At 44.6% G+C, this 25320-nt stretch carries 27 protein-coding genes; 14 read left to right on the top strand and 13 right to left on the bottom strand.

All coding sequences use genetic code 11. The annotated features are described in order from the left end of the window. Window positions 1–63 precede the first annotated feature (63 nt). Window positions 64–600 carry a dCTP deaminase gene (dcd, locus tag CKK33_RS02415; RefSeq protein WP_095702576.1) on the bottom strand — a complete coding sequence of 179 codons (537 nt, stop codon included), beginning with the start codon at window positions 598–600 and terminating at the stop codon, window positions 64–66. A gap of 102 nt (window positions 601–702) precedes the next feature. On the opposite strand from dcd, the gene CKK33_RS02420 reads away from it, so the two are divergent. From CKK33_RS02420 to CKK33_RS02450, 7 genes are all read left to right on the top strand, one after another. Then, window positions 703–1341: a 4'-phosphopantetheinyl transferase superfamily protein gene (locus tag CKK33_RS02420; RefSeq protein WP_095702577.1), complete on the top strand. Its 639-nt coding sequence runs from the start codon at window positions 703–705 to the stop codon at window positions 1339–1341. A 3-nt stretch (window positions 1342–1344) separates the two neighbouring features. Then, window positions 1345–2067 (top strand): lipoyl(octanoyl) transferase LipB, encoded by a 723-nt coding sequence (lipB, locus tag CKK33_RS02425; RefSeq protein WP_095702578.1) that lies wholly within the window; start codon window positions 1345–1347, stop codon window positions 2065–2067. Next, window positions 2064–2771, top strand: a complete 708-nt coding sequence (locus CKK33_RS02430; RefSeq protein ID WP_095702579.1) for an SGNH/GDSL hydrolase family protein — start codon at window positions 2064–2066, stop codon at window positions 2769–2771. Before lipB ends, CKK33_RS02430 begins: the two co-directional genes overlap by 4 nt. Beyond that, the gene (locus CKK33_RS02435) at window positions 2768–3439 is read left to right on the top strand and encodes a GDSL-type esterase/lipase family protein (RefSeq protein WP_158223386.1); all 672 of its coding nucleotides are present in this window, start codon (window positions 2768–2770) and stop codon (window positions 3437–3439) included. Before CKK33_RS02430 ends, CKK33_RS02435 begins: the two co-directional genes overlap by 4 nt. A gap of 57 nt (window positions 3440–3496) precedes the next feature. Then, window positions 3497–4072, top strand: coding sequence for a DapH/DapD/GlmU-related protein (locus tag CKK33_RS02440; RefSeq protein ID WP_233138135.1), 576 nt, complete (start codon window positions 3497–3499; stop codon window positions 4070–4072). A gap of 75 nt (window positions 4073–4147) precedes the next feature. After that, a complete protein-coding gene (locus CKK33_RS02445; protein WP_095702581.1) occupies window positions 4148–4555 on the top strand; it encodes a cupin domain-containing protein in 408 nt (135 codons plus the stop codon). A gap of 139 nt (window positions 4556–4694) precedes the next feature. Then, complete coding sequence (locus CKK33_RS02450; RefSeq protein ID WP_095702582.1) at window positions 4695–5135, top strand: hypothetical protein; 441 nt, start codon at window positions 4695–4697, stop codon at window positions 5133–5135. 17 nt (window positions 5136–5152) lie between these two features. On the opposite strand, the gene CKK33_RS02455 is transcribed toward CKK33_RS02450, so the two are convergent. After that, on the bottom strand, window positions 5153–6583 hold the full coding sequence (locus CKK33_RS02455; protein ID WP_095702583.1) for an L-serine ammonia-lyase: 1431 nt from the start codon (window positions 6581–6583) through the stop codon (window positions 5153–5155). Between the two features lie 156 nt (window positions 6584–6739). Between CKK33_RS02455 and CKK33_RS02460 the strand changes: the two genes are divergently transcribed. From CKK33_RS02460 to CKK33_RS02470, 3 genes are all read left to right on the top strand, one after another. Then, window positions 6740–6994 carry a DUF4834 family protein gene (locus CKK33_RS02460; protein WP_095702584.1) on the top strand — a complete coding sequence of 85 codons (255 nt, stop codon included), beginning with the start codon at window positions 6740–6742 and terminating at the stop codon, window positions 6992–6994. 3 nt (window positions 6995–6997) lie between these two features. Further along, complete coding sequence (locus tag CKK33_RS02465; RefSeq protein WP_095702585.1) at window positions 6998–7294, top strand: hypothetical protein; 297 nt, start codon at window positions 6998–7000, stop codon at window positions 7292–7294. Between the two features lie 90 nt (window positions 7295–7384). Then, complete coding sequence (locus CKK33_RS02470) at window positions 7385–9856, top strand: YfhO family protein (RefSeq protein WP_095702586.1); 2472 nt, start codon at window positions 7385–7387, stop codon at window positions 9854–9856. Between the two features lie 90 nt (window positions 9857–9946). Here CKK33_RS02470 and CKK33_RS02475 read toward each other — a convergent pair whose 3' ends face one another. Together CKK33_RS02475 and CKK33_RS02480 are read right to left on the bottom strand one after the other, a co-directional pair. Beyond that, window positions 9947–10699 (bottom strand): glycosyltransferase family 2 protein, encoded by a 753-nt coding sequence (locus tag CKK33_RS02475; protein ID WP_095702587.1) that lies wholly within the window; start codon window positions 10697–10699, stop codon window positions 9947–9949. Window positions 10700–10704: 5 nt separating this feature from the next. Next, window positions 10705–11970, bottom strand: coding sequence for a glycosyltransferase family 4 protein (locus CKK33_RS02480; RefSeq protein ID WP_095702588.1), 1266 nt, complete (start codon window positions 11968–11970; stop codon window positions 10705–10707). Window positions 11971–12066: 96 nt separating this feature from the next. On the opposite strand from CKK33_RS02480, the gene CKK33_RS02485 reads away from it, so the two are divergent. Together CKK33_RS02485 and CKK33_RS02490 are read left to right on the top strand one after the other, a co-directional pair. Then, a complete protein-coding gene (locus CKK33_RS02485; RefSeq protein WP_095702589.1) occupies window positions 12067–12600 on the top strand; it encodes a serine acetyltransferase in 534 nt (177 codons plus the stop codon). Beyond that, window positions 12600–13346 (top strand): bifunctional 2-polyprenyl-6-hydroxyphenol methylase/3-demethylubiquinol 3-O-methyltransferase UbiG, encoded by a 747-nt coding sequence (locus tag CKK33_RS02490; protein ID WP_095702590.1) that lies wholly within the window; start codon window positions 12600–12602, stop codon window positions 13344–13346. The genes CKK33_RS02485 and CKK33_RS02490 overlap by 1 nt, the downstream gene beginning before the upstream one ends. 4 nt (window positions 13347–13350) lie before the next feature. Here the strand turns inward: CKK33_RS02490 and CKK33_RS02495 are convergent, their stop codons facing one another. The 9 genes from CKK33_RS02495 to miaB form a co-directional block, all read right to left on the bottom strand. Beyond that, window positions 13351–14136, bottom strand: coding sequence for a mechanosensitive ion channel family protein (locus CKK33_RS02495; protein WP_095702591.1), 786 nt, complete (start codon window positions 14134–14136; stop codon window positions 13351–13353). Between the two features lie 397 nt (window positions 14137–14533). Beyond that, a complete protein-coding gene (groL, locus tag CKK33_RS02500; RefSeq protein ID WP_095702592.1) occupies window positions 14534–16165 on the bottom strand; it encodes a chaperonin GroEL in 1632 nt (543 codons plus the stop codon). Window positions 16166–16265: 100 nt separating this feature from the next. After that, a complete protein-coding gene (gene groES, locus CKK33_RS02505; RefSeq protein ID WP_095702593.1) occupies window positions 16266–16562 on the bottom strand; it encodes a co-chaperone GroES in 297 nt (98 codons plus the stop codon). A gap of 248 nt (window positions 16563–16810) precedes the next feature. After that, window positions 16811–17173, bottom strand: coding sequence for a preprotein translocase subunit SecG (secG, locus tag CKK33_RS02510; RefSeq protein ID WP_095702594.1), 363 nt, complete (start codon window positions 17171–17173; stop codon window positions 16811–16813). Window positions 17174–17184: 11 nt separating this feature from the next. Beyond that, the gene (locus CKK33_RS02515) at window positions 17185–18924 is read right to left on the bottom strand and encodes a hypothetical protein (RefSeq protein ID WP_095702595.1); all 1740 of its coding nucleotides are present in this window, start codon (window positions 18922–18924) and stop codon (window positions 17185–17187) included. A gap of 21 nt (window positions 18925–18945) precedes the next feature. Then, window positions 18946–19473: an LptE family protein gene (locus tag CKK33_RS02520; protein ID WP_233138136.1), complete on the bottom strand. Its 528-nt coding sequence runs from the start codon at window positions 19471–19473 to the stop codon at window positions 18946–18948. 14 nt (window positions 19474–19487) lie between these two features. Then, a complete protein-coding gene (locus CKK33_RS02525; RefSeq protein ID WP_095702596.1) occupies window positions 19488–20735 on the bottom strand; it encodes a sigma-54-dependent Fis family transcriptional regulator in 1248 nt (415 codons plus the stop codon). A 26-nt stretch (window positions 20736–20761) separates the two neighbouring features. Then, complete coding sequence (locus CKK33_RS02530; RefSeq protein ID WP_158223387.1) at window positions 20762–21118, bottom strand: four helix bundle protein; 357 nt, start codon at window positions 21116–21118, stop codon at window positions 20762–20764. A 65-nt stretch (window positions 21119–21183) separates the two neighbouring features. After that, entirely contained in the window at window positions 21184–22638 is a 1455-nt protein-coding gene (gene miaB / locus CKK33_RS02535) for a tRNA (N6-isopentenyl adenosine(37)-C2)-methylthiotransferase MiaB (protein ID WP_095702598.1), read from the bottom strand. 129 nt (window positions 22639–22767) lie between these two features. On the opposite strand from miaB, the gene CKK33_RS02540 reads away from it, so the two are divergent. Together CKK33_RS02540 and CKK33_RS02545 are read left to right on the top strand one after the other, a co-directional pair. Continuing rightward, a complete protein-coding gene (locus tag CKK33_RS02540; protein ID WP_095702599.1) occupies window positions 22768–24561 on the top strand; it encodes a hypothetical protein in 1794 nt (597 codons plus the stop codon). Window positions 24562–24614: 53 nt separating this feature from the next. Next, complete coding sequence (locus CKK33_RS02545; RefSeq protein ID WP_095702600.1) at window positions 24615–25313, top strand: ComF family protein; 699 nt, start codon at window positions 24615–24617, stop codon at window positions 25311–25313. Window positions 25314–25320 lie beyond the last annotated feature (7 nt).

The following is a 25320-nucleotide window of genomic DNA, read 5'->3' on the forward strand; positions in this document are numbered from 1 at the left end:
TTGTTAAGGTAACTATCTCTTTACATAAAAACACTATATAAGGAAGATAAATTTTAATCGCGCTTAAAACTTATTCTTCCACATCATGCTCTCAACCGGGCGTGTGGTAGGCTTGTTATATTTAGCGTTATTTTTGGTATTGTACATGGTTTCAATATCACCCTCAACCACAAAGTATATCAGTTGGCCTATCGGCATCCCTGCATATATCCGCACTGGCTGCGCGCATGAAATTTCGAGCGTCCAGGTGTTACAGAAGCCTACATCTCCCTTACCCGCGGTGGCATGTATATCAATCCCCAAGCGCCCGGTGCTTGATTTACCTTCCAGAAAAGGCACATGTTTATGCGTTTCGGTATATTCCATGGTTACACCCAGGTAAAGCGTGTTGGGTTGTAATACAAAACCTTCTTTAGGTATTTCAAAATTAATGATCTCGTTGTGCAGCTTAGCGTCAAGCACGCGGTCTTTGTAAGTAGCCAGGTGCTTGCCCAGGTGAACATCATAAGAGTTGGTGCCCAGGTATTCGCGGTTAAAGGGTTCAATAATAATAGTACCCTTGTCAATTTCTTCGAGGATGCGCTTGTCTGATAAGATCATGCGATAAAATTACTTATTAATACGTTAACCCTTACCTGCCGCAACGGGATAATTTTAAATTCGGTTGATATAAATCATCGCGCTTTTTCGCAATTTTACCAAATGGCTATAGCTTACCGGCAACAGGTTGATGAGGATACAGAATTTGCACTCTGGCGGATTGAGGAAACCGCAGATGAACTGTACAGGCAATTACAGCTTGATGACGACGAAAAAGCCTTCACCAAAAAACTCAGCAAAAGTAAACGCTACCTGCACTGGCTGGGTACACGCGTACTGCTGCGCAAAATGCTGCGTACGGATGAATATATCGACTGTAAGGTTGACGCACATGGCAAGCCTTACCTGGTTAGCCTGCCCTACCATATATCCCTGAGCCATTCTTTTGATTACGCCGCCGTAATGATCAGCAAGACCAGCCCGGTAGGTATTGATATTGAACAGATAAAAGAAAAGGTTGAACGCATAGCCGGCAAGTTTATGCGCGCCGAAGAAATGGCCTTTATTAGTGAGGATAAAAAAATAGAGCAACTATACGTTTGCTGGTGCGCCAAGGAAGCGGTTTATAAATGCTACGGGCAAAAAGAGGTTTCGTTTGCTGATCATATTACCCTGTCGCCGTTTACTTTTCAGCACCATGATGTGCTGCAGGCCAGGCTGCAAAAGGGCAATGTAAACCTCAATTACGAGGTGAACTATTTGCAGTATGAAGATTATATGATCGGTTATGTTAAAGGCTGATAAATGAAGAACAAGAAAGTACTTTTTGAAGATTGGGGACTTACCGATTATAAACAAGCCTGGGACAGGCAGGAAGAGATATTTGGCGCTACCGTGAAATTAAAGACCGAACTGCGCAACCGCTCACTGGCAGGAGATGAAACCGATGAAACGATATTAACCCCTAACTACCTGATCTTTTGCGAGCATCCGCATGTTTATACTTTGGGTAAAAGCGGCAAACCCGATCACTTATTGCTTGATGAACAGGGGTTGAAAGAGAAGCAAGCGGTGTACTACCCCATTAACCGCGGCGGCGATATTACCTATCATGGCCCGGGCCAGATAGTGAGTTATCCTATCCTCGATCTGGATAATTTTTTTACCGATATACACCTGTACCTGCGTACACTTGAGGAAGCCGTGATACTCACCATGGCCGATTATGGCCTCAAAGGCGAGCGTTACCCCGGCTATACCGGCGTTTGGCTGGATGCTGATAACAACCGCGCCCGCAAGATATGCGCTATGGGCGTTCGCTGCAGCCGATGGGTAACCATGCACGGGCTGGCGTTTAACATAAATACCGATCTCGATTACTTTAAGAACATAGTTCCCTGCGGTATTGATGATAAGGCGGTAACTTCCATGCAGGCCGAGCTGGGCCACGAGGTGGATATAAATGAGCTCAAACAAATCCTGAAACACCATATTTCCGTACTTTTTGGTATGGAGATAATAGGATGAAAATTTGGTTAACCGTACTGGCTTTTTGCTGTGCCGCATGCGCTAAGCAGCCTTACATGCAAGGGCAGCAAACAACAGCAAACAGTAATAACATGCCCGAAAAAAATAACTTCACCTACCTGGCGCTCGGCGACTCGTATACCATTGGCGAGGCGGTGCCGCAGGAGCAATCATTTCCTTACCAGCTTACACAAAGGCTGGGTAACAATGTTAAGCCGGATATTATAGCCGTTACCGGCTGGACCACCGGCGAACTAAAACAGGGGATTACTCAGCGTTCGCTGCAAAAGCATGATTATGATGTAGTAACCCTGTTGATTGGCGTAAATAACCAATACCGGCACAATAGCCCTGTTGAATACCGCACCGAGTTTGCCGAACTGCTTAATATTGCCATTGGCTATGCGGGCGGCAACAAACAGCATGTAATTGTGCTATCCATCCCCGACTGGGGCGTAACACCATACGGTAAAAATTATGGTAACACAGCCCAAACAGCTGCTGACATTGACCACTTTAACGACATCAATAAACAAGAAACCGCCAAACAGGGTGTTACTTATATAGACATCACTCCATCATCAAGACTGGCAGCCAATGATGTCTCCCTTATCGCTGCAGATGGGCTACACCCTTCCGGCAAAATGTACGGCTTATGGGTGGAGCAGCTTCTGCCGCAGCTACAAAAAATTATCAAGCCATGAAACCGGCGGTACTCATCAGTTGCCTGCTACTATTTGCCGGTACCCTGTTTGCACAGCAACCGGATAGCCTGCGCTACCTTGCCCTGGGTGACTCGTACACGGTAGGCCGTGGCGTAGCGCAAAGCCAATCTTTCCCTTATCAGTTAGTGGCTAAGCTCAGGCAAAAAAATATACCGGTAACAAACCCGGTACTGATTGCGCAAAACGGCTGGCGAACAGACGAACTGCTTATCGGAATAAACGAACAGGCCCATAACGCGCGATATAATTTTATAACCTTACTCATCGGGGTAAATAACCAGTACCAGCATAAAGATACCGCTATCTACCGCAGCGAGTTTAAACGCATAATTACAAAAGCTATTGATTTAGCTGGAGGGAATAACAAACATGTATTTGTGCTCTCCGTACCCGACTGGGGTGTAACACCTTTCGCAAACGGCCGTAACCGAGATAAAATTGCGGCTGAAATTGACGGTTATAACGCTATTAATAAACAAATTACCCAAGAGGCAGGCGCTACCTATGTAGCCATTACCGACCTTACCCGAGATGCAGGTGACGATAAAGCGTTTGTAACTACCGATAACTTGCACCCCTCGCCCAAAATGTATGGCTGGTGGGTAGACAGGCTTTCAAAAGCGATTGTAAAAACGCTGAAAAATTAATCGCTAATCAAAAGCATTTATTAATTGTTACCTTGATTGTATACCAGGTTATTATACTTGATTACTGAAACCAATATAACGATGCATATTTTTGACCGACTAAAGAACGGCGATTTAGTACGACTCGATGACCCTGAGTTTGCCCTTGTGGGAGAAGTGGTTGATCGCACCCTTGCGCTTATTCCTCAACTTAATGGAGCAACTAATACAGACACTGTAAGAGATATACTAGGTGATATTATTGGGCAGGATATTGACAAAAGCACCACCATATTTGCCCCGTTCTACACAAACTTTGGCCGCTTTATCAGCATTGGCAAAAATGTGTTTATTAATCATGCCTGTTCATTTCTTGATCTCGGTGGCATCACCATTGAAGATCATGTACTTATAGGCCCCAAAGTGAATTTGATCACAGAAAATCATCCTTTGGAGAAAACCGAACGCCGGAATCTTATTTGTAAACCTATTACAATTAAGCGTAATGCCTGGGTAGGTGCAGGAGTCACTATTTTGCCCGGGATTACCATTGGAGAAAATGCAGTTGTTGCAGCCGGAGCTGTAGTATCACGAGACGTACCGGCCAATACCGTTGTGGGCGGCATACCTGCAAGGATGATCAGGCATTTATAGAACTGCCTTTATTTTATAATTAACACAGCTTACAACAATTGCCAGCTAAAATTATTATAACTAAAAACAACGAGAATGTATACTGAACAAGAATTAATAACGCAAGGTTATAAGGCCGCACCTGCTGAATATTTCACAGGTAAGGCATGGCTGAAACCCCTTGTTACACCTGATAATGTTACCAATTGCATCATAAGCGATGTATTATTTGAGCCGGGCACCCGCAATAACTGGCATACTCACGGCAGCAATCAGATACTCATTATCAAAACAGGTACCTGTTATTATCAGGAGGAGGGCCAGGCTGTTCAGAAAGTTGAAGCAGGCGGAGTAATTAATGTATTACCAGGCGTAAAGCATTGGCATGGTGCATCGCCAGACAATATAATGATACATACAGCCATCGGTATTAATACTGAGAAAGGTATAGTGAACTGGCTGGAAAAGGTTAGTGACGATCAGTACCAGTCATATTCTTCTTAACCAGCAAATTTATTGTTTAAAGGCTAAGCTCTCGCCGGAGATTAGCCTCTAAATAATAAAAACAAGCACCCTTTACCTCTTGCCTTTAACGGGCTTTACCTTTTACTCCGAATGATTACATTTGGTAAACTTATCACTAATGAGGTACTTAAACCTGCTTATCTTTTTAACGCTTATTTTTTCGCTGGGCTGCAAAAAAAACAACCCGCCGGCAACCGAAATTACGGCCAAAACAATAATTGGCCAGTGGCGTGTTTCCAGCCTAGTTTATCAGACCTATAAAGATGGTAAATTTTACCGCGAAGATCCTTTGGAGACAAATGGTTATTACTTTGAGTTTAAAGGCGATGGAACAGTTAACTATACAGAAGGCAGCGTTTCGTCTACAGGTACGTATGCCATTAAAAATGAAGGTGGCAAATATTACTATTGGGTAGGCATACAAGGGCGTTACGGAGCGCCTGACGAAGGCACTGCCGAAATTAAAATGCTTAATAAAGATTCTTTTTCGCTCCAGTTCACAACATCTGATGTTACAGGCATCAGGTATATTGTATTGGAAACTATGGTACGTAAGTAACCGGAATTACCGCCTCCTTAACATTCGGGTAAGCTTATCGGTATATTAATGGCTAAGCCCCCGTCGGCGGTTTCCTTGTATTTGGAGTTCATGTCCTGCGCGGTTTGCCACATGGTTTTCACTACCGCGTCAAGGCTCACCTTGGCTTTATCAGGGTTACTTTGCAGGGCCAGCTGGCTGGCAGTAATGGCCTTTATAGCACCCATGGTGTTACGCTCAATACAGGGCACCTGTACCAGGCCGCCAATAGGGTCGCAGGTCATGCCCAGGTGGTGTTCCATGGCTATTTCCGCGGCCATCAGCACCTGCCTTTGGCTGCCGCCCAGGCATTCGGTAAGCGCCGCCGCCGCCATGGCTGATGATACACCTATCTCGGCCTGGCAGCCGCCCATCGCTGCCGATATGGTAGCGCCCTTTTTAAAAATGCTGCCTATTTCTGATGCCGTTAACAAGAACTGGATGATGCGCTGCTCATCAAACCCATCGCAAAACGAGATATAATATTGCAACACGGCCGGTATAACTCCTGCCGCGCCATTGGTAGGGGCGGTTACTACCCGCCCAAACGAAGCATTCTCTTCATTCACAGCCAATGCAAAACAGCTTACCCAATCCAGAATATTCTGGAAACCGTTGCCTGTTTGGCGCATGGCTGTTACCCAACTGGCATAATCACTGTAAGGCAGGCCTTTGATAAGTCGCTTATTTAACGCAGCCGCCCTGCGCGCCACCTGCAAGCCGCCGGGCAGGTAGCCCGATGTATGGCAGCCCCGGTACATACACTCCTGCATTACCCTGAAAATGTCCAGCACGCCTTTACGTGTTTCCTGCTCGCTACGCCAGGCCAGCTCATTCTCCATCACCACCTCAGATATTTTGAGGCCGGTTTTACGGCACCAATGCAACAATTCGCCTGCGGTATCAACCGGGAAAGGCAGGTCAACCTCGGCCCTGTGCTGGCTTTGTTCGCCTTCTTTCACCACAAAGCCGCCGCCGATAGAATAATAGGTTGCTGATACAGCGGTTTCGTTATCCAGAAACGCCTGAAAGGTTACCGCGTTTGGGTGGAACGGCAAGCTTTCCGTAAACAGAAAAAGCAGGTCATCATCCGTATAAAAACTAATGGCATGCGTCCCGCCCAACACCATGCGGTGTGTGCCGGTAATTTCGGCTATTTTGCTGTCGATCCGGTCAACTGCAAAAGTAACCGGGTCATCGCCACTGAGGCCAAGCAATATCGCTATATCTGTACCGTGGCCTTTTCCGGTTTTCGCCAGCGATCCGTAAAGCAGCACCTTTAACTCCACCACCCGCTCAAGCACTGCTTTTTCATGCAACAACTCCACAAACTGCTGGGCAGCCCGCCAAGGGCCAAGCGTGTGCGAGCTTGACGGGCCAATGCCTATCTTAAACATATCAAATACCGAAATCTGTTCGCGTTGTTGCATAACCAAAATTAGGGAATATTACACACATAAGCCCTATCATGGCACAGTTATTAAGGCTTTGATGGGCAGACTAAGATGCCTGTACAGCAGAGGTAAACTAACTAAATAAATTTTTCGTTATATAGTTATATTTGTAAGCTAATTATTGAATAAAACATGGGCTTGATACGCTTCTTAATTATATCTATTTGTTCGCTATATATCATTCGCAGCCTGGTACGCATTTTTCTGCCTATCTTGTTCGAGAACGCGATCAACAAAGCGCAGCAACAGGCGCGCCAGCAAAATTATTATCAGCAAAACCAGCCACGGCCCGATGGCAAAATAAGGATAGACCATATGCCCGAGCCAAAGAAAAGCTCGGTGCCCGACTCTGAAGGAGAATTTGTAGATTACGAAGAAATTAAGTAACACATGCTCCCAGAAGGAATTTACAAGCGCAGGAAAAACCATAATAATACGCCGCCAACGGTATTATTGATCCTCACCAATTGCATTGTACTGGCCATATTGATACAGTTATTTACCGGTTGTACAGCTATCAATAACTTTTTTTGGGGGGCTTTAGCCATACTGGCTTTGTATAATGTATACACCATACGGCGCAACCCTGATGAATATACCTGGCTCAACGGCCTTATTTACGCGCTGAGCATAGCCTTCATGGTATTTCTTTTCTTTTATTTTCGCGGCCAGCCCCACAACTGCTAAGGCCAAAACTAATCGTTCTTAATCTCATCCAATTTTTTATTTTTGGGAGATTTTAAAGAATTATAGATATTATTCCCCAAAAGAATTTAAATGAATAACTGGATAAAGCGTAATGGCGGGCATCTGATAGTTGCAGCGATTTTCTTAGTACTTACTTATGCCTATTTCCTGAACCCTATTATGCAGGGTAAGATACTATACCAGGGCGACGTTTTGCAGGCCAAGGCCATGCAAAAAGAAATAATGGATGTAAAGGAGAAAACCGGACAGGCTCCATTATGGACCAACCAGATGTTTGGCGGTATGCCCAGCTATCAGATATGGGCCAAATACGGCAAAAACGTTACCACATATGTTATTGATGTGTTGAAAACGGTTTTCCCTAACCCGGTTGATACGGTACTGCTTTACCTGTTTGGCGCTTACTTCCTGTTCTGCACGCTTAAATTGAAACCCTGGCTGGCAGCCGCGGGCGCAATAGCCTTCGCTTTCTCATCATATAATTTTATTTATATAGAGGCCGGGCACGCTAACCAGGCCTACGCCATTGCCTTTTTTGCTCCTATAGTCGGCAGTATTATCATGACGCTGCGAGGCCGTTACTTATTGGGATCTGCATTAACCGCGCTTTTCTTGGCCATGGAAATACGCTCTAACCACGTGCAAATGACTTATTATTTGCTGCTGGCTATTGCTATATTGGTATGCATTGAGCTTTATCACGCTATTAAAGCCGGAGCCACCAGGCCATTTTTAAAAGCCATTGCCTACCTGTTTGCAGGCACCATTATAGCTGTACTGGTAAACGCCGGTTCGCTCTGGACCACTTACGAGTACAGCAAATACACTATACGTGGTAAACCTAATTTGAAGAGTGAAACCACCGCAGCAAGCACCGGTTTAGCTAAAGATTACGCTTACAACTGGAGCGAAAGCCCTACCGAGATATTTACCTTTTTTATACCCAATGCTTACGGTGGCGGTGGCGCTACCACCCTGGGCGAAGACTCAAAAGTAACTAAAGCCCTTATTGATAAAGGTGTAGACCCAGGACAGGCGCAACAGTTATCTACCCAGATACCATTGTATTGGGGTAATAAACCGAGTACCAGTGGCCCCTGGTATTTTGGCGCTGTGGTATTCTTTTTATTCGTGCTGGGGCTTATTATTGTTAAAAATCGTATCAAATGGTGGCTGCTTGGCGCGGCGCTGTTAAGTATATTCCTGTCGTTCGGGAAAAACCTTCCGTTCATTTCGGACCTGTTCTTTGATTATTTCCCTATGTATAATAAGTTCAGGGCGGTAGAATCAACGCTGGTGATTGCCGCGCTGTGTTTCCCTATATTGGCCTTCCTTGCGCTTAACGAGGTGTTTGAGAATCCGGATAAGGCCTACATCTGGGCTAAAACCAAGCTCGCCTTTTATATCAGTGGCGGCTTAACGCTATTGATGATCGTATTGCCGGGCATCATCCTCAGTTTTAAATCGCCTGAGCATCAAAACCTCATCAGCATGCTTACGCAGGCGTTCAGGGGCGATACCGCGATGGCTAACTCGGTTGCCGGCGCACTTGTTGAAGACAGGCAGACGCTTGAAAGACAGGATGCTATACGCACCTTCATTTTTATCGCGCTGGCGTTCGGCTTAACCTGGATAGTGATCAAGCAAAAGATCAGCCCTGCGTTTGCAGCTATCGCCTTTATGGGTATTGTGCTGATAGATATGTGGAGCGTGGATAAACGTTACCTGAAAGATGAGAACTTCGTATCAGCTGATGTGATTAACCAAGCCTACGTTCCCCGCGAACTGGATGAGTTTATTATGCGCGATAAAGACCCGGACTTTAGGGTGATGGACCTAAGCTTGCAGGATCCTTTCCATGATTCGCGCTCATCATACTTTTATAAAACAGTAGGTGGTTTCCACCCGGCAAGGTTACGCCGCTTTGACGAGATCGTTGAAAATCAGTTCAGCAAAAGCGTAAACCATGATGTGTTGGATATGCTGAATACCAAATATATCATCACCACCGACCCAAAAACAGGTACCGCCAACATGCAGGCTAACCCAACGGCATGCGGCCATGCATGGTTTGTAAAAAGTGTTAAGTATGTGAACGGCCCCGACCAGGAAATGGTGGCTATTAGCAGCTTTGATCCTAAAAACGAGGTAATGGTTGACGAAAGCTTCAAAAAAATTGTTGAAGCCAAACCGCTGGGGTATGATGCTAATGCAACCATTACTTTAACCAGCTATACACCGGAGCACCTTACCTACCAAACCGGCTCTACGGCTAACCAGGTAGCGGTATTCTCTGAAATTTATTACGATAAAGGCTGGACCATGCTGATCGATGGCGTAGAGCAGCCTTACTATCGCGCTAACTATATTTTACGCGCTGCCACCATACCGGTAGGTAACCATAAAGTAGAGTTTATCTTCCACCCTGCATCTTACTATACCGGCGAGAACATTTCATTAGCAGGCTCGGTATTATTGGTGCTGGCCTTAGGCGGAGCCGCTTACAGCGAGTGGAAAAAGAAACAACCGCAAAAAGCATAATGAGCATATAGTGCTTACCAGGAACGGCGATGATCACTCATCGCCGTTCTTGTTTTTATACTATAATGGTTTTACAATTCTGCAGGCAAATCAATCGTTGGTGCGCCGGTTAAGCAACCAATACCAACCAAGATTAAAAGCAATAACCGCATGGTTAAATAAGGTGGGTATTAAACCATAATGCCTTTTCATAATATCAAAGCGTTCCAGTAAACTCTGGCGGTGCCTGGCTTTTGACACACCACCTACCAGGTATTTAGCTACGTAGCCATCAACACGGACAATCTTTTTAGCTTTTTTAGCCGCCCTGATGATCCAGTCGATATCAGCGCTTAGGTGGTATTTAGGGTCGTAAGGCTCCACCAGCGAGCGCCTGATGTAGATGGCCTGGTGGCTCACGCTCATGCCGTATTTAAAACTGCGCCAGGTAAATTTTTCAGGAGCTTTATGGCGGCGGCGGCCAAGGCTTTGGCGCTCATCATTTACCATTTCTGTTTCGCCATAGTAAATATCGGCGCCTTCCGCAGTGGCAAATACTTTCTCCGCCGTATGGGCGTCGTAAAACTCATCGCCCGAGTTCATGAATATCACGTAATCACCCGTGGCAGCGGCAAGGCCTTTGTTCATGGCATCGTAAATACCTTTATCCTTCTCGCTGATCAACTTACTGATACGGCTCCCGTATCTTTTAATAATTTCCAGCGTACCATCGGTTGATGCGCCGTCTACCACGATATATTCAATATTGGGGTAGGTTTGGTTGAGCACAGATACCAAAGTACGTTCAATATCCCGCGCGTTGTTATATACTATGGTGATGACCGAGAGTACCGGTTGTTTCATGTGTTTCAAGACTTAAGTACCGATTGATAGAGGGAAATATACTGCCCGGCCACTTTTTCGTTGTTAAATACTCTTTTTACTTTGTCACGCGCGGCGGCTGAATAGTTATTCCACGACTGGCTTGTCAGTAGCATCCGCATACCTGCAGCCAGATCGGCTGATGAGCGAAACTCAGCCATATAACCATTGGTTTGATGGTCTATCAGATCGGGAATACCGCCGGTATTAAAAGCCACCACCGGCGTAGCGCAGGCCATGGCCTCCATGATCATATTAGGCAGGTTATCCTCTATGGATGGTGATACAAACACGTCTGCAAGGCTGTAAACCTCGGCCAGTGCTTCGGGCGATGTAATGGTGCTCAACTGTTGTACAGGGAAGGGCAATACAGAAGTATCAAAGTGCTTGTTCTTACCAAATATCACCACTTCAACAGGCTCGTCCCCCATTGTTGTTTTGAGGTGTGCAAGCGCTTCAACCAGGTAATTGATACCCTTGCGCCGGTCGTTGATATTGGCTGCACCAAATAAAATAACTTTTGCTGCCGCATTTATTTTCCATTTAGCCCGCATCTCCGCCTTACCTTTTGGGGCGAAAAGCGTAGTATCAATAGGGTTTGGAATTGCCTGCACCATAAAACCTTTTAACAGGCTACTTTGCATAGCCACTTCGCCCAGCCAATGGCTGCAGGTTACAATGGATAAGTTGGCTGCGCCATTAAGCATCTTACTTTTGCGCAGCCAGCCGCTATGTGAAAGGTCATTATCGTCGGGGTTGCGCAAAAAATAGCAATTGCCGCATTGGTTTTTGAAATGATTACATGGCCCCGAGTAATGGCAGCCTCCGGTAAATAACCACATATCATGCAGGGTATAAACAACAGGCTTATTTAGGGCGAATAAAGCTTTCAGATCATTAACGGATAAAAAGCCGGAGTTGGTCCAGTGAAGGTGTATAATGTCGGCCTCCTTAACCGCCCCTACTTTGCTGATATCCGTACCGGCATTGGCACTTGAAAAAGCAAAACGCACTGTTTTATCGCGCTCATAAAACAGCATAAAAGGAATACGCTCCAGCAAAAAATTAATCCTTGCCCGCAACTTCCCCCACCATCCCTGGTTAACGGCTACTACATCAGCATGCTGGCGCCGTTTATCCTGCACCAGCATCTTCGCGTCAACCTCTTGCTGCCGAAGCGCGTTCAGCAGGCGCGTACAAGCTTCAGCAGCCCCGCCTCCGGCGTCAGATGTGTTTATTAATACAACCTTCATTTATTGGGGCAAGTATAACGATACTAAAATAAAAATTTTACTTTTGAATGCCTCATTCGGCTTAAAGTACGGCAAACCTTAATCGGGGTAATATTCATGAGTTTTTTCGGCTATATATTTCAGGACTGGAAAGCTAACCGCGGCAACGTTAAGGGCCGGTTGGTGATGCTAATGTTCAGGCTGGTGAATGCCATTAACCGTTATAACTTTACCAAGATCATTTTTTTTCCGTACCTGATGTTTTACCGCTTTTTTGTAGAATGGCACCTGGGTGTTGAGTTGCCGCGCAAGTTAACCATTGGGCGTAACTTTATTTTTTATCATGGCCAGGGCCTGGTGGTAAACAACAAAGCAGTCATAGGCGACAACTGTATTTTACGCAACGGCGTATCCATAGGCAACAAAAAACTGGCAGATGGCAGTTATAGCCGATGCCCGCGCCTGGGTGACAACGTAGATGTGGGTGCCAATGCCTGCATCATTGGCGATATTACCATTGGCAATAACGTAAGCATTGGCGCAGGAGCGGTAGTTGTAAAAAGCCTGCCTGATAATTGTATAGCGGTGGGTAACCCGGCACGTATATTAGAGAACAAAAAAGTGGCGCAAGCCCTTACTGATGATATTTAATGGAGAATAATTTAACAGATCGCTCGTTCTGGAAATCGTTTTGGGAATCGCGTAAGGGGTTGATATTTAAGCTTAAGCCTAACTATGTTTTCGGCGATATCTTAGGTAAACTCATAGCTGAGAAAAATATCAAAAACGCTATTGAACTGGGTGGCTTTCCCGGCTATTACTCCATCTACCTGAAAAAATACCAGCACCTGCAAACCACCCTGCTCGATTATTTTATACACCCCGAACTGGTGAATAAGCTGCTTGCCGCTAATGACCTTAAACCGGGAGATATTGATATTATCGAGGCAGACCTATTTAGCTACCAGCCCGAAAAGAAGTTTGATATGGTATTATCATTCGGGTTGATAGAGCATTTTAACGATACCCGGTTTATTATTAATGAGCATCTTAAATTCCTTAAACCGGGAGGTACTTTGTTTATTACCCTACCCAACTTTAAGGGAGTGAACGGTTGGGTACAAAAGAAATTTGATAAAGAAAACTACGATAAGCACAACATCAACAGTATGGACCTCGGCCTGCTGAAAAATAGCTGCGAAGCTTTGGGACTAAAAAACATTGAGGTTTACTACCACGGCAAATTCACTGTATGGCTGGAAAATAAATCGGAACAAAAGCCGCTTTCAAAAGCTATCGTAAAAGCTATTTGGCTGGCGGGTAAAGTTTTCACCAAGCTGGTACCGGCAAACGGGACCAGATTGTCGCCCTACATTGTAGTAAAAGCTGATCTGTAATTTATCAGGTACCGGGCAATTTAACACCCGCGGCACTTAAGTCTTTAATAATTCTTTCCTGCAAATCTATCTTAGCGGTAAGGTAATTACCCGGCTCTACCCAAACGTTTACTGTAAACCGCATACCATCCAGTTCAAGCGAAGTTACCCCTACGCGCGTGGCCGGCTCTGTTAATATAAGCGGGTTCTGCTTTATGGCGTTGTTGATCACTTGCTTCACCTGGTCAACATCTACCACATAGCCCAGCTTCAGTTCAAAATCAAGGCGGCGTTTGCCCTCGCGGGTTACGTTTACAATCACCTCATTAAATAGCTTGCCATTGGGTATGATCACCGTTTTATTATCTGCGGTAAGCAATACGGTATAAAACAGTTGTATAGAGGTTACTTTGCCATCCTGGCCTTGTGCACGTATGCTATCGTCAAGTGCGAAAGGTTTTAATAGCAATATAAGCACCCCACCTGCAAAATTTTGTAAAGTACCGGATAAAGCCAAACCTGCGGCCACACCAAACGCCCCTATCACGGTATTGATCAGCGTTAGCTCAAAACCAACAATGTTAAGCACGCTTATAATGAGCAGTACATACATTGCCGTTATGGACAGGCTAATGATAAATGGCTGCAAAGATGAGTTAACCTTGCGGTGGCTCATGCGTTGTAATAGCCTCGCGCGTATAAAGGATATTACCCAAAGGCCAACCAGGAAAATAATAATGCCGAAGATATATACAGGGCCGCGGTTGATTAACCAATTATGAAAAGTGATATAAAATTCTTTAAGCTCCATAACAGGAGCCAAAAGTAACACTATTTATTAACTGTAAAGGGTTACAAATAGTTCAGGGCCTTTAAACAGCACCCACTCCACTATCCTGCTGTGTATATGTTTCCTTTTTTCTACTATCTGTTTCATGCCTCAATATTTGCAAACCTTGTGCCTAAGGCCTTTAATACCAATTATGTAACAGATATTTAACAGGATGCAGTAAAAACAGCAGCGCTGATGTCGAAAAACACCGTATAAAATCTCAAAAACAGCAACAGAACAACTCACGGGGCATTTTAAACAACAAGCCCCTGTATGTTTTACCATACAGGGACTCATTATTATTAATCCGGAAGCTAAGTAATCATCTCAAGCCCAATGGCGACTCTCGACTTATACTTAAACTTTCGACTTGATATTACATCATGCCGCCCATGCCGCCACCCATTGGTGGAGCACCAGCTTTATCATCATCCGGTTCGTCTGCTAACACACACTCAGTAGTTAACAGCATTGACGCGATAGAAGCAGCGTTCTCTAAAGCAACACGGCTTACTTTAGTTGGGTCAATTACACCTGCACCGATCAGGTTTTCAAATTTGTCGGTACGTGCGTTGTAACCAAAGTCGGCAGAGCCTTCTTTAACTTTTTGTACGATGATAGAACCTTCGATACCGGCGTTCTCGCAGATCTGACGAAGAGGCTCTTCGATAGCGCGACGGATGATCTGGATACCGGTGTTCTCATCTTCGTTAGCACCTTTCAGATCAGTTAATGAAGCAACCGCGCGGATGAAGGCTACACCACCACCAGCTACGATACCTTCTTCAACCGCTGCACGGGTTGCATGTAAAGCATCGTCAACACGGTCTTTTTTCTCTTTCATTTCCACTTCAGATGCAGCACCGATGTATAATACGGCAACACCACCTGACAGTTTAGCTAAACGCTCTTGTAATTTTTCTTTGTCGTAATCAGATGTAGTAGTTTCGATCTGCGCACGGATCTCACCAACACGGGCTTTGATCTGGTCGGCATCACCTGCACCGTTTACGATGATGGTATTGTCTTTATCAACTGAAATCTTCTCAGCCTGGCCTAACATAGAAAGGTCAGCACTTTCCAGTTTGTAACCGCGCTCTTCAGAAATTACGGTACCACCGGTTAATACGGCGATATCTTCTAACATCGCTTTACGACGGTCACCAAAACCAGGAGCTTTAACAGCAGCAACTTTCAGTGAACCACGGATCTTGTTAACTACCAGAGTAGCTAAAGCTTCACCGTCTAAATCTTCAGCGATAATTAAAAGTGGTTTGCCGGTTTGTACTTGTTTTTCCAATATCGGCAATAACTCCTTCATTGAAGAGATCTTTTTGTCGTAGATCAAAATGTAAGGGCTGTCTAATTCCACTTCCATTTTGTCAGAGTTGGTTACGAAGTATGGGGAAAGGTAACCACGGTCAAACTGCATACCTTCTACCGTTTTAACTTCAGTTTCGGTACCTTTTGCTTCTTCAACAGTGATCACGCCAGAAGTACCTACTTTTTGCATCGCCTCAGCGATCAGCGCGCCGATCACTTCGTCGTTATTAGCTGAGATAGAACCAACTTGTTTGATCTTGTTGTTGTCTTCACCAACAGTTTGTGATTGCTCTTTTAAGTTAGCAACAACTTGTGCAACTGCTTTATCGATACCGCGTTTCAAATCCATAGGGTTTGCACCGGCGGCAACGTTTTTAATACCTGCAGTAACAATAGCTTGCGCTAAAACAGTTGCAGTAGTAGTACCATCACCTGCTACATCAGCAGTTTTAGAAGCTACTTCTTTAACCATTTGCGCACCCATGTTTTCAATAGGGTCTTTCAGTTCAATTTCTTTTGCTACAGTAACACCGTCTTTAGTAACAGCAGGCGAACCGAATTTTTTGTCGATAATTACGTGACGACCTTTAGGGCCCAAAGTAACTTTTACGGCGTTAGCCAGGATATCAACACCGCGTTTTAAAGTATCGCGGGCTTCTACATTATATTTAACTTGTTTTGCCATTTTTTTAAGCTTCGTTTAAATGTTATAAAGTTGTAAGGTTTAAAGGTTGTATCGGATCATTGTAACGTTACAACATTCCAACTTTGCAACCTTTCAACAATTAATTAAATACCGCGTAAATATCAGATTCGCGCATAATCAAATACTCTTTGCCGTCGATATTGATCTCTGTGCCGGCGTATTTACCGTATAATACCTGGTCACCAACTTTAACTGACATTGGGATTAGTGTGCCGGTGGTATCAGCGTATTTACCAGGGCCAACAGCTACGATAGTGCCTTTTTGTGGTTTTTCCTGAGCTGTTTCCGGAATGTAGATACCAGAGGCAGTTTTGGTTTCTGCAGCAGCAGCCTCAACAACCACTCTGTCTGCACTTGGTTTAATGTTTAATGACATAGTAATGTTATTTTGAATTATATAATTTAAGTTTTGTGCTTTGCAATCAACATCAATTATGCCAAGCGGCTTATCCGTATAAAATTGGCATGTTTTTCTGTTTTATTGTCACTTTTAACTGTCGCGGGTAACACTTGCATAAAACCGGCTTAATAGTAGCGTGCCATCGTGTCAGTTTGCCCACTTAAAAGCACAAAAGGCTTTGGCGCTATGCCAAAGCCTTTTGCAGTATGATGAAAACAGCCTGCTTATTTAGAAGGTGTTTTTTGAGCCGGAGCAGTAGTTGGCGCGGCAGGCACGCTCAATGGTGTGGTTGAAGGCGTAGCCGATGGTTTTGAAATTTGCTTCAATTTTTCTATTGAAGTACCATCGTCGCTTTTTTGCGCGCCGCCTTTTACCGATACATTGATCACCAATGATAATACCATAATACCAATGGCCAAAGCCCAGGTACCTTTTTCAAGGAAATCGCCTGTTTTTTGCACACCCATTAATTGTGATGAGCCTGAAAAATTTGACGCTAAACCGCCACCCTTAGGGTTTTGTATGAGAACGATGAGGCCTAAAAGCACACATAAAATAATGGTGATAATAATGAGTAATAAATACATTTCTTTTTATATCAATTGGTTTTCTTTTCTAATTCTCCAATACGTGCTGCAAAGTACGTACTTTTTTCCGGGAATTTCAATATTAATTTTTTATAAGTAGCTATGGCTTTATGATATAGCATCTGATCGGCATAGATACGTGCCAGGGTTTCTGTCACTACCTCGTTCTGGTCTTCCGAACTCTTTTTGGCCTTGTTCTCGTTATCCAGCTTATCTGCCGATAGTGGTTTGATCTGCGGGTCGGTTTGTATAAACCGCTCAATAATTACATCTTCCTTTTTATTGTGATCAAATTCAACTCGCTCGGGCTCACTCTCGCGCTCAATGCCGCTAACAGAAGTGAGGCTAAATATATTTTCGAAATACTGCTGCTGCAGTTCATCCGCCCGCTTTAAACTATCTACCCCCGCCTCTTTAGCATTACCTGCCTGCACGCGATTAACCGGGGCATAAGGCCTCAGGTTTTCGGCATGCTCCTTACGGGTTTTATTTAACCACCATAAAAAGGTGTACGGCATTTTATCATCATCGTATCTCGCTACCCGGTTTTCATCTGCCTGGCTTTCACCAGTTGGCTGGGATGCAGTATCAATTTGTTGTGTAGGAGTGTCGGTATTCTTTGGCGCGCTTTCTGCCGGTTCGGGTTCCTTATGTTCCGTGGCAGTGTTGCCGTTTCCGGCCCGTATTTCATCAAGTTTTTTGTCAAATAATAAATAGTCGCCGCCTACAATACCGCCTAATATGAGTTTTTCTTCTTCTTCCTGTATTTTCTCCGTTTCAGTATCTGCTTCGGGCTGCGCGTCAGGCTGGTGAAACAATGCCGTAGGCTGTTCGGCATCATCATCATTTTCTACTGTGTCAGGCTCGCTGAAACGATGCTCCGCAGTTATTTCAGGCTGAAAACCGTTTTCCGTCGTTGCGGCAAAACCAATATCATCAATACTTACTATCTCGTCATAAACCTCATCCTCAATAGACTGGTCGGTTGCTGGTTGCTCAGCCGGCTGCACGGGAGACACATCGCGCTTAGGGAAGCGTGAGGCGAAACGGTAGCCATTATCTGCCGCTGGTACATTTTGCTGGTCCTGATGAATGCCAGCAGGCTGCTCAACTTCCGGAGCGGCCGGTACAACAGGCTCCTGTGTTAAAGGCTCATCAGCATGAGCCATAACCTCAGGGTTGGTTCGCTCAGGGCTTTCTTCAATCGCCGGTATCTCTGTTTTTTCAGCTTCGTTTGGCTGCTCTACCGGCAGCGATTCAATTTCAGTTACCCTATCAGTAACATTTTCCTTATCACTGGCGGATGATAAAAGTTCATCTTCCTGACCTGTTACAACAGCTCCTGCCGTTTCATTTACTGTTGGCAGGGGTGCTTCCACCGAAAGGATATCATTATCTGTTACAACCGTGTCAACATGGTGTGCTTGTCCCCCGCTATGCTGTACCCATGGCTCAACATGGTTTTTGGCCACCGGCATAACCAAATCAATAATAGCGCTGCTATCAACCAAAGGCAGCCCGGCGGTGTTATTCACAAATTTATATAAAATACGAGGGGCAACATAAGTGGCAGCCCTGGCAACTTGCGATTCACCGGCGGCACGGGCAAGCATAGCCTGCAGCAAACCGCTTTGCGGATAATCTTTCGCCAGCCTCTCCAGGCTTTGCAGGTACGACGCGCCATTATCAGCCGGATTAGCCAATAAGTTCCAGAAAATTTCTTTTTGCCGGTTATCTATATATTGATCCACGTTGGTCGGTCTGTTTATTAATTACCAGTTGGCAAACGCCCTGTTAAATATGTCTTCGGTAAGTTGCTTGTTAATATCGGCAATTAAAGCCTGCTCCTGCGAAGCTATATCACCTTTATAATCAGCATAGCGCGTAAAAGTTTCATCAAAACTAAGCTTTTTATCGGCTTCGTAAGTATATTTTACTTTAACAGATATGGTTAAACGGCTGGCTCCCGCAATAGGCGGCGCACCGCCGGTTGTTGCCTGTATAGATACCGGCGCTATGGTATAACTGGTAATGGCCCCACTCATGGTGGCATTAGCTTCGCCCCGCACAATGCTCAGGTTGGTAGTAGTACGTATACGGTTCTTTAACGCCTCGGTGAACGACTGGCTTAAAGTGGGCACTACCAGTTGGGCATTGTTCTCAAAAAACTCAATATCAATAGTTTTGAGGCCCGGGGGTATGGAAGCGCCATTTAGCGACAGTTTGTATGAGCATGATGCAAAAAGCATAACCACTATACCAAGCCCTGCCATAACACCTGCTAATAACTTTTTACTCATGTTAATTGGTCTGTTTACAGATCTAATTCCTTTATTTTCCGATACAGCGTACGCTCGGATATGCCCAGTTCATTAGCAGCTAATTTACGTTTGCCTTTGTGTTTTTTCAAGGCTTTTCTGATCAGGTCCGATTCTTTTTCAACCAGTGAAAGCGATTCTTCTACCTCTTCATGGTGATGGGTGATATCGAAATCCTTAGCGCCGCTGTTGATATTAGTGTTAACGGGCTGCTGTAACGTAAATTGTGGCTCGGCAATATTGGCCTGTGGTAGTTCAATATCACGGTAAAGCTGCGTAATAGCTTGCGGATTACCCTGGTAGGCCGGGCTAACGCCGCCATGCTCAATAATATCGGCAACCAGTTTCTTTAGCTCTATCATATCACGCTTCATATCAAACAATACCTTGTATAGTATGTCGCGTTCGGAGAAATCTTCCTTAGGCTGGTTATCCAGGCGCATAGGCAGGTTTGTTCTGCCTGTTTCGTGCGGAATGTAGTTCAGTAAAGTTTGTGCCGTAATAACACGGTCGCGCTCCAGAACAGCCAACTGCTCGGCCATGTTCTTTAACTGCCTTACATTACCCGGCCAAGAATAATTGGCCAATACCTGCTGCGCATCATCATCCAACTGGATGGGCGGTGTGCGGTATTTATCGGTAAAATCTGCCGTAAACTTGCGGAACAATAAAAATATATCCTCCTTACGTTCACGCAATGGTGGTATCTTTAAGGGTACGGTATTTAAACGATAATAAAGGTCCTCACGGAACTTACCGGCTTTAACCGCTTCGTAAACATCAACATTAGTGGCCGCTATTACACGCACATTGGTTTTTTCTACCTTTGATGAACCCACCCTGATGTATTGCCCCGACTCCAGCACGCGCAGTAAACGCGCTTGTGTACCCAGCGGCATCTCGGCAATCTCATCCAGGAAAATGGTGCCGCCGTTAACAGTTTCAAAATAGCCCTTACGCTCACCAACAGCACCCGTATAAGCCCCTTTTTCGTGCCCAAAAAGTTCCGAGTCGATCGTCCCTTCGGGTATGGCCCCGCAGTTTACCGCTATGAACGGCCCATGCTTGCGCGGACTCATCTGGTGGATGATGTGCGAAAAAACTTCTTTCCCGCTACCACTCTCACCGGTAATGAGTACCGAAATATCAGTAGGGGCAACCTGGTTGGCAATGTTTATAGCCCTATTAAGCAATGGCGAATTGCCAATGATACCAAAGCGTTGTTTAATTTCTTGAATATCCATATTTCATAAGAATCAAGAACCAAGAGTCAAGAATCAAGAAGTGTTTCGGCTTTTAATATTCGTTCACGAAATGAAAAAAGCATCCGTTGAACTTCAGATAATACCTGTAAACATTCCTGTAATTTTCCTTCTGATCCATAATGCCTTCGTTCACATATCAGCAATTGTGTTTCAAGCTCAAAGGAAGATGATATTGAAATCGCTAAAAATTCCGCGAAGTGCTTATTGGTGTTTTTTCCTGAACCTTCTGCTATATTAGATGGCACAGAACAAGAACACCTGTTAATTTGATCAATTAAATTATATCGTTCGTTAGCCGGCAGGTCTTTACAATACTCAAAAGCTTTATCGGCCAGCTCCATCGCTTTTTCCCATACTTTCAAATTTTTAAAATTGTGTCGCATGTGGCCCGGCCAAATCTTGTTTCTTGATTCTTGTTTCTTGCCTCTTAAATAATCTTCCCTATTAATGTTGCTGTGGTACAGCGTTCAACCAGTACATTGGCGTATTGGCCGGGCTTGTAGCCTTCCTGTACCGGGAATACCACCATCGCGTTTTTATCGTTACGGCCGCAATAGTCCTTGTCAGACTTTTTAGAGTATCCCTCAATCAGCACCTTTTCTACCCGACCCAGGTGTTGCTGCAGGCGCACGTATGAATACTGCTGCTGCTTGGCTACTACCTGTTTCAAACGCATCGCTTTTATCGGTTCCGGTATATCGTCGGCATAACGCTTGGCAGCCAGGGTACCCGGGCGCTCGGAATACATGAACATATACGCGTAATCATATTGTACATAGTCCATCATGGTTAGCGTATCATTATGCTCCTCTTCCGTTTCTGTACAAAACCCGGTAATGATATCTGTAGATATGGCGCAATCCGGTATAATACGGCGAATAGCATCCACACGTTCCATATACCACGCCCTATCATACGTACGGTTCATTAGATCCAGTATGCGGCTGTTGCCGCTTTGTACCGGCAGGTGTATGTAGTTACAAATGTTATCGTATTTGGCTATGGTGTACAATACCTCATCCGTAATATCTTTGGGATGAGAGGTTGAGAACCTTACCCGAAGATCGGGATGGATCAATGCCACCATCTCTAAAAGATTGGCGAAGTTGACTACTTCTGCAGCCTCACCTAAATCCTCTCCAGACGGCTCACTGCCATCTGCCAACTGTGAGGCATTCCATTTATATGAATCTACGTTTTGGCCAAGCAGGGTAACTTCGCGGTAGCCTTTATCAAACAGGTCCTGGCATTCGGCTACTACAGAATGCGGGTCGCGGCTGCGTTCGCGGCCACGGGTGAACGGCACCACACAGAATGAACACATGTTATCGCACCCGCGCATGATAGACACAAAAGCGTTAATGCCATTGCTGTTCAAACGCACCGGGCTAATATCCGCATAAGTTTCCTCACGGCTTAGCAGCACATTTACTGCACGCTGGCCTTCATCAACCCTATCAATTAAATTAGGCAGGTCGCGGTAGGCATCAGGGCCAACCACTACGTCAACCAGTTTTTCTTCTTCTAAAAATTTAGATTTCAGGCGCTCGGCCATACAGCCCAGTACCCCTACCACCATACCCGGGTTTTTACCTTTTGCACCTGCAAACTCTTTTAACCTGTTGCGTACACGTGTTTCGGCATTTTCACGTATAGAGCAGGTGTTTATAAATACCACATCGGCATTGTTATAATCACTGGTGGTTTCAAAACCTTTTTCGGCTAAAATAGAGGCTACTATCTCGCTGTCAGAAAAATTCATGGCGCAGCCATAGCTCTCAATATATAGCTTGCGGCCATTGTTTTTTTCAACCGGCTCTAATACTAAAGCCTCTCCCTGCCTGCTCTCATCGTGCGTTTTATCCGGTGTAAGAAATTCCATTTTTAAAACTAAGAATTAGGCTGCAAAACTACATAAAATTTAATTAACAGCGTGACAGTTTGTCAGCATTTAACAAATACCATTCTTTGTTGTTGTAAACATACGCTTCACAAACACAAGCTACCTTATATGGAAACAAATAAGCCGAAACGGAGGTGGCCTAAAGTGCTGCTCATTACCACGTCTGTAATACTGGTGCTTGTATGCATTGCAGCTTTGTTCATAAATGGCTACTTAGCCTCCAAATTATCGAAGAAGTTACAAGCGGCTGTATTACAGGGCAGTGACAGTTTATACAGTATTGAACCGGGAAACGTAAAACTCAGCATTTTACAGGGCAAGGCGACTGTTTATAATATTCAGCTGAAACCTAATTTATCGCTGTATCGTGAAAAGAAAAAGCGAAACGTCCAGGTACCCAATACGCTTTACAGCTTACAAGTGCAAAGGGTGATCATTACCGGTGTTAAGCTGAGCGACCTTTATTTTAATAAAGAGCTGAATATTGATAAAATAACAGTTGAACAGCCCGAGATCACCTCCGGCACCTATGCCAACCAGCCGGATACCGGGACAAAAGATAAACGTACCCTTTACCAGAAAATCTCCGGGACTTTCCGCGCTGTAAGTTTGGGTAAGATCATTTTAAGTAACATTCGCTTGAAAAGCATTAATTACACGGGTAAAAAACCTGTGTTTACTTCATTTAAAGATCTGGACATTATTGGCAATGATCTTTTGATCAGCAAGGACTCTCAGCAGGATACCAGTCGATTTTTATTTTTTAAGGACGTTAACACCACCCTGCGTAATTATACCAGCAGATCTGCCGATGGGCTTTACACTTTTAAGGTAAAGCAAGTAAGTTTAAGTACCCGGCATCAAAAGCTGAGCATCAAGGGCATAGACCTCATTCCGTTACCATACCCTGAGTTTTTCGAAAAGAGCAAAAAAGACCGTTTCAAACTACACCTGCAAAACATTACACTCCATAATTTTGATATTTCAGCATATCGATCAACACAAATTGTAAGTGTAGAGAAAGCGGTAATTGACACCGGCGTAATGGAACTTTACAGTAACTACAATGGTACCCCTAAAACCACCGACCGCCTTGTTACTTTTCCCAATTGGGCAGTTAGAAATCTGCTGCCTATGCCTGTTAATGTAGATACGCTTAATGTAAAGCAAATGGCTTTCACCTACGCCGAAAGAAATGGCAAGTCGAAGAAATTTGGTTACTTAAAATTCAGCGATATTAATGGCAGGTTCCTCAATATTACCAACCGTAAAAGCCTGCTACAGAAAAACCCCATCTGCACGGCCAATATCAGCAGCTTATTTTTAGGTAAAACAAAGTTTAATCTGCATTTTACCTTTAACCTTACAGATGCCAATTACAGTTACAGCTATAAAGGCCATCTTGCGCCGCTCAATTTAACTACCGTTAATCCGGTGCTGATGCCATTGGCTATGGTAAAAATTAACAAGGGGCAATTAACCTCGTTTGATTTTAATGTTATCAGCACACAAAAAAAATCAAAAGGCACCGTATCTTTCCTGTATAAGGATCTGAATGTGGATGTGTTGCGGCCCGACTACACCAAAAATACACTCATATCTACACTGACCAATACGTTTGTGCTAAAGCATGACAACCCCGACGATGGCAGCAGAACCCCGCGGCTGGCTAATGTAATTTACATACGCGCGGCCAGTTTCCCTTTCTTTAAAACTATATGGCATGTGCTGCTTAATGGCATTAAAAACTGTGCGGGCATTGGCCCGGCACAGGAAAAAAAGCTGGAGGCAGGCGACCATGCGGATGATAAAAAAGAGCAGGATAAACTGCTGAAAAAAGCAAAGGAAGAAAAAGAAAAGGAGGACAAAAAGTTTAAGGAGAAATTAAAAAAGAAGAATTAGCACGTTCTCACTCTTGCTTTTGAAACTATGCTTCAAGATGCTTACCTTAAGCCATGCAATTGCTGCGCACGTACCTAAACGATTTTGTTTCGCTCCTTTTTCCGAGGCTTTGCCCCGCCTGTAATGCCAGCCTGGTAGCAGGCGAAAAGATCATATGCACCGATTGCCGCTACAACCTGCCATTTACCAATTTTCAGGAGCAGGCTGATAATATAGTAGCCCGACAGTTTTGGGGTAAATTAAATATTGAAAGCGCGTACGCGTTATATTACTTCAACAAAGGCGGCAAGGTACAAAACCTGGTACATCATTTAAAATATAAGGATATGCCCCAAATTGGTAATGTACTGGGCGAGATAAGCGGCATGCAATTAAAAAGCCATCCCATAATAGCCCATACCGATTTGGTAATACCCGTGCCCTTGCATAAAAAGCGGTTAAAAGAACGCGGTTATAATCAAAGCGCGCATTTTGCCGAAGGTATTGCCAGCGTACTGGGCTGCGGAGTTGAAACCGGAAACCTGGTAAGAAAAGTAGCTACAGAAACGCAAACGCATAAATCGCGCTTTGCCAGGTTTAAAAATATGCAGGAAGTTTTTGAAGTGAAGTTTCCCGACCGCCTTGCCGGTAAACACCTATTACTGGTTGATGATATTATTACCACCGGCTCAACGCTGGAGGCCTGCGGAGCCGCGCTGTTAAAAATACCGGGGCTAAAATTAAGCATAGCCACCATTGCTTACGCGGAGTAAGGGTTAG

Origin of the sequence: Mucilaginibacter sp. MD40 (genome assembly GCF_002288635.1) — a bacterium.
Taxonomy (GTDB): Bacteria; Bacteroidota; Bacteroidia; order Sphingobacteriales; family Sphingobacteriaceae; genus Mucilaginibacter.

What these genes read in the sequence shown, in the direction of transcription:
- dcd (WP_095702576.1), bottom strand. Translation starts at nt 600, where the DNA reads ATGATCTTATCAGACAAGCGCATCCTCGAAGAAATTGACAAGGGTACT.
- CKK33_RS02420 (WP_095702577.1), top strand. Translation starts at nt 703, where the DNA reads ATGGCTATAGCTTACCGGCAACAGGTTGATGAGGATACAGAATTTGCA.
- lipB (WP_095702578.1), top strand. Translation starts at nt 1,345, where the DNA reads ATGAAGAACAAGAAAGTACTTTTTGAAGATTGGGGACTTACCGATTAT.
- CKK33_RS02430 (WP_095702579.1), top strand. Translation starts at nt 2,064, where the DNA reads ATGAAAATTTGGTTAACCGTACTGGCTTTTTGCTGTGCCGCATGCGCT.
- CKK33_RS02435 (WP_158223386.1), top strand. Translation starts at nt 2,768, where the DNA reads ATGAAACCGGCGGTACTCATCAGTTGCCTGCTACTATTTGCCGGTACC.
- CKK33_RS02445 (WP_095702581.1), top strand. Translation starts at nt 4,148, where the DNA reads ATGTATACTGAACAAGAATTAATAACGCAAGGTTATAAGGCCGCACCT.
- CKK33_RS02450 (WP_095702582.1), top strand. Translation starts at nt 4,695, where the DNA reads ATGAGGTACTTAAACCTGCTTATCTTTTTAACGCTTATTTTTTCGCTG.
- CKK33_RS02455 (WP_095702583.1), bottom strand. Translation starts at nt 6,583, where the DNA reads ATGCAACAACGCGAACAGATTTCGGTATTTGATATGTTTAAGATAGGC.
- CKK33_RS02460 (WP_095702584.1), top strand. Translation starts at nt 6,740, where the DNA reads ATGGGCTTGATACGCTTCTTAATTATATCTATTTGTTCGCTATATATC.
- CKK33_RS02465 (WP_095702585.1), top strand. Translation starts at nt 6,998, where the DNA reads ATGCTCCCAGAAGGAATTTACAAGCGCAGGAAAAACCATAATAATACG.
- CKK33_RS02470 (WP_095702586.1), top strand. Translation starts at nt 7,385, where the DNA reads ATGAATAACTGGATAAAGCGTAATGGCGGGCATCTGATAGTTGCAGCG.
- CKK33_RS02475 (WP_095702587.1), bottom strand. Translation starts at nt 10,699, where the DNA reads ATGAAACAACCGGTACTCTCGGTCATCACCATAGTATATAACAACGCG.
- CKK33_RS02480 (WP_095702588.1), bottom strand. Translation starts at nt 11,970, where the DNA reads ATGAAGGTTGTATTAATAAACACATCTGACGCCGGAGGCGGGGCTGCT.
- CKK33_RS02485 (WP_095702589.1), top strand. Translation starts at nt 12,067, where the DNA reads ATGAGTTTTTTCGGCTATATATTTCAGGACTGGAAAGCTAACCGCGGC.
- CKK33_RS02490 (WP_095702590.1), top strand. Translation starts at nt 12,600, where the DNA reads ATGGAGAATAATTTAACAGATCGCTCGTTCTGGAAATCGTTTTGGGAA.
- CKK33_RS02495 (WP_095702591.1), bottom strand. Translation starts at nt 14,136, where the DNA reads ATGGAGCTTAAAGAATTTTATATCACTTTTCATAATTGGTTAATCAAC.
- groL (WP_095702592.1), bottom strand. Translation starts at nt 16,165, where the DNA reads ATGGCAAAACAAGTTAAATATAATGTAGAAGCCCGCGATACTTTAAAA.
- groES (WP_095702593.1), bottom strand. Translation starts at nt 16,562, where the DNA reads ATGTCATTAAACATTAAACCAAGTGCAGACAGAGTGGTTGTTGAGGCT.
- secG (WP_095702594.1), bottom strand. Translation starts at nt 17,173, where the DNA reads ATGTATTTATTACTCATTATTATCACCATTATTTTATGTGTGCTTTTA.
- CKK33_RS02520 (WP_233138136.1), bottom strand. Translation starts at nt 19,473, where the DNA reads ATGAGTAAAAAGTTATTAGCAGGTGTTATGGCAGGGCTTGGTATAGTG.
- CKK33_RS02525 (WP_095702596.1), bottom strand. Translation starts at nt 20,735, where the DNA reads ATGGATATTCAAGAAATTAAACAACGCTTTGGTATCATTGGCAATTCG.
- miaB (WP_095702598.1), bottom strand. Translation starts at nt 22,638, where the DNA reads ATGGAATTTCTTACACCGGATAAAACGCACGATGAGAGCAGGCAGGGA.
- CKK33_RS02540 (WP_095702599.1), top strand. Translation starts at nt 22,768, where the DNA reads ATGGAAACAAATAAGCCGAAACGGAGGTGGCCTAAAGTGCTGCTCATT.
- CKK33_RS02545 (WP_095702600.1), top strand. Translation starts at nt 24,615, where the DNA reads ATGCAATTGCTGCGCACGTACCTAAACGATTTTGTTTCGCTCCTTTTT.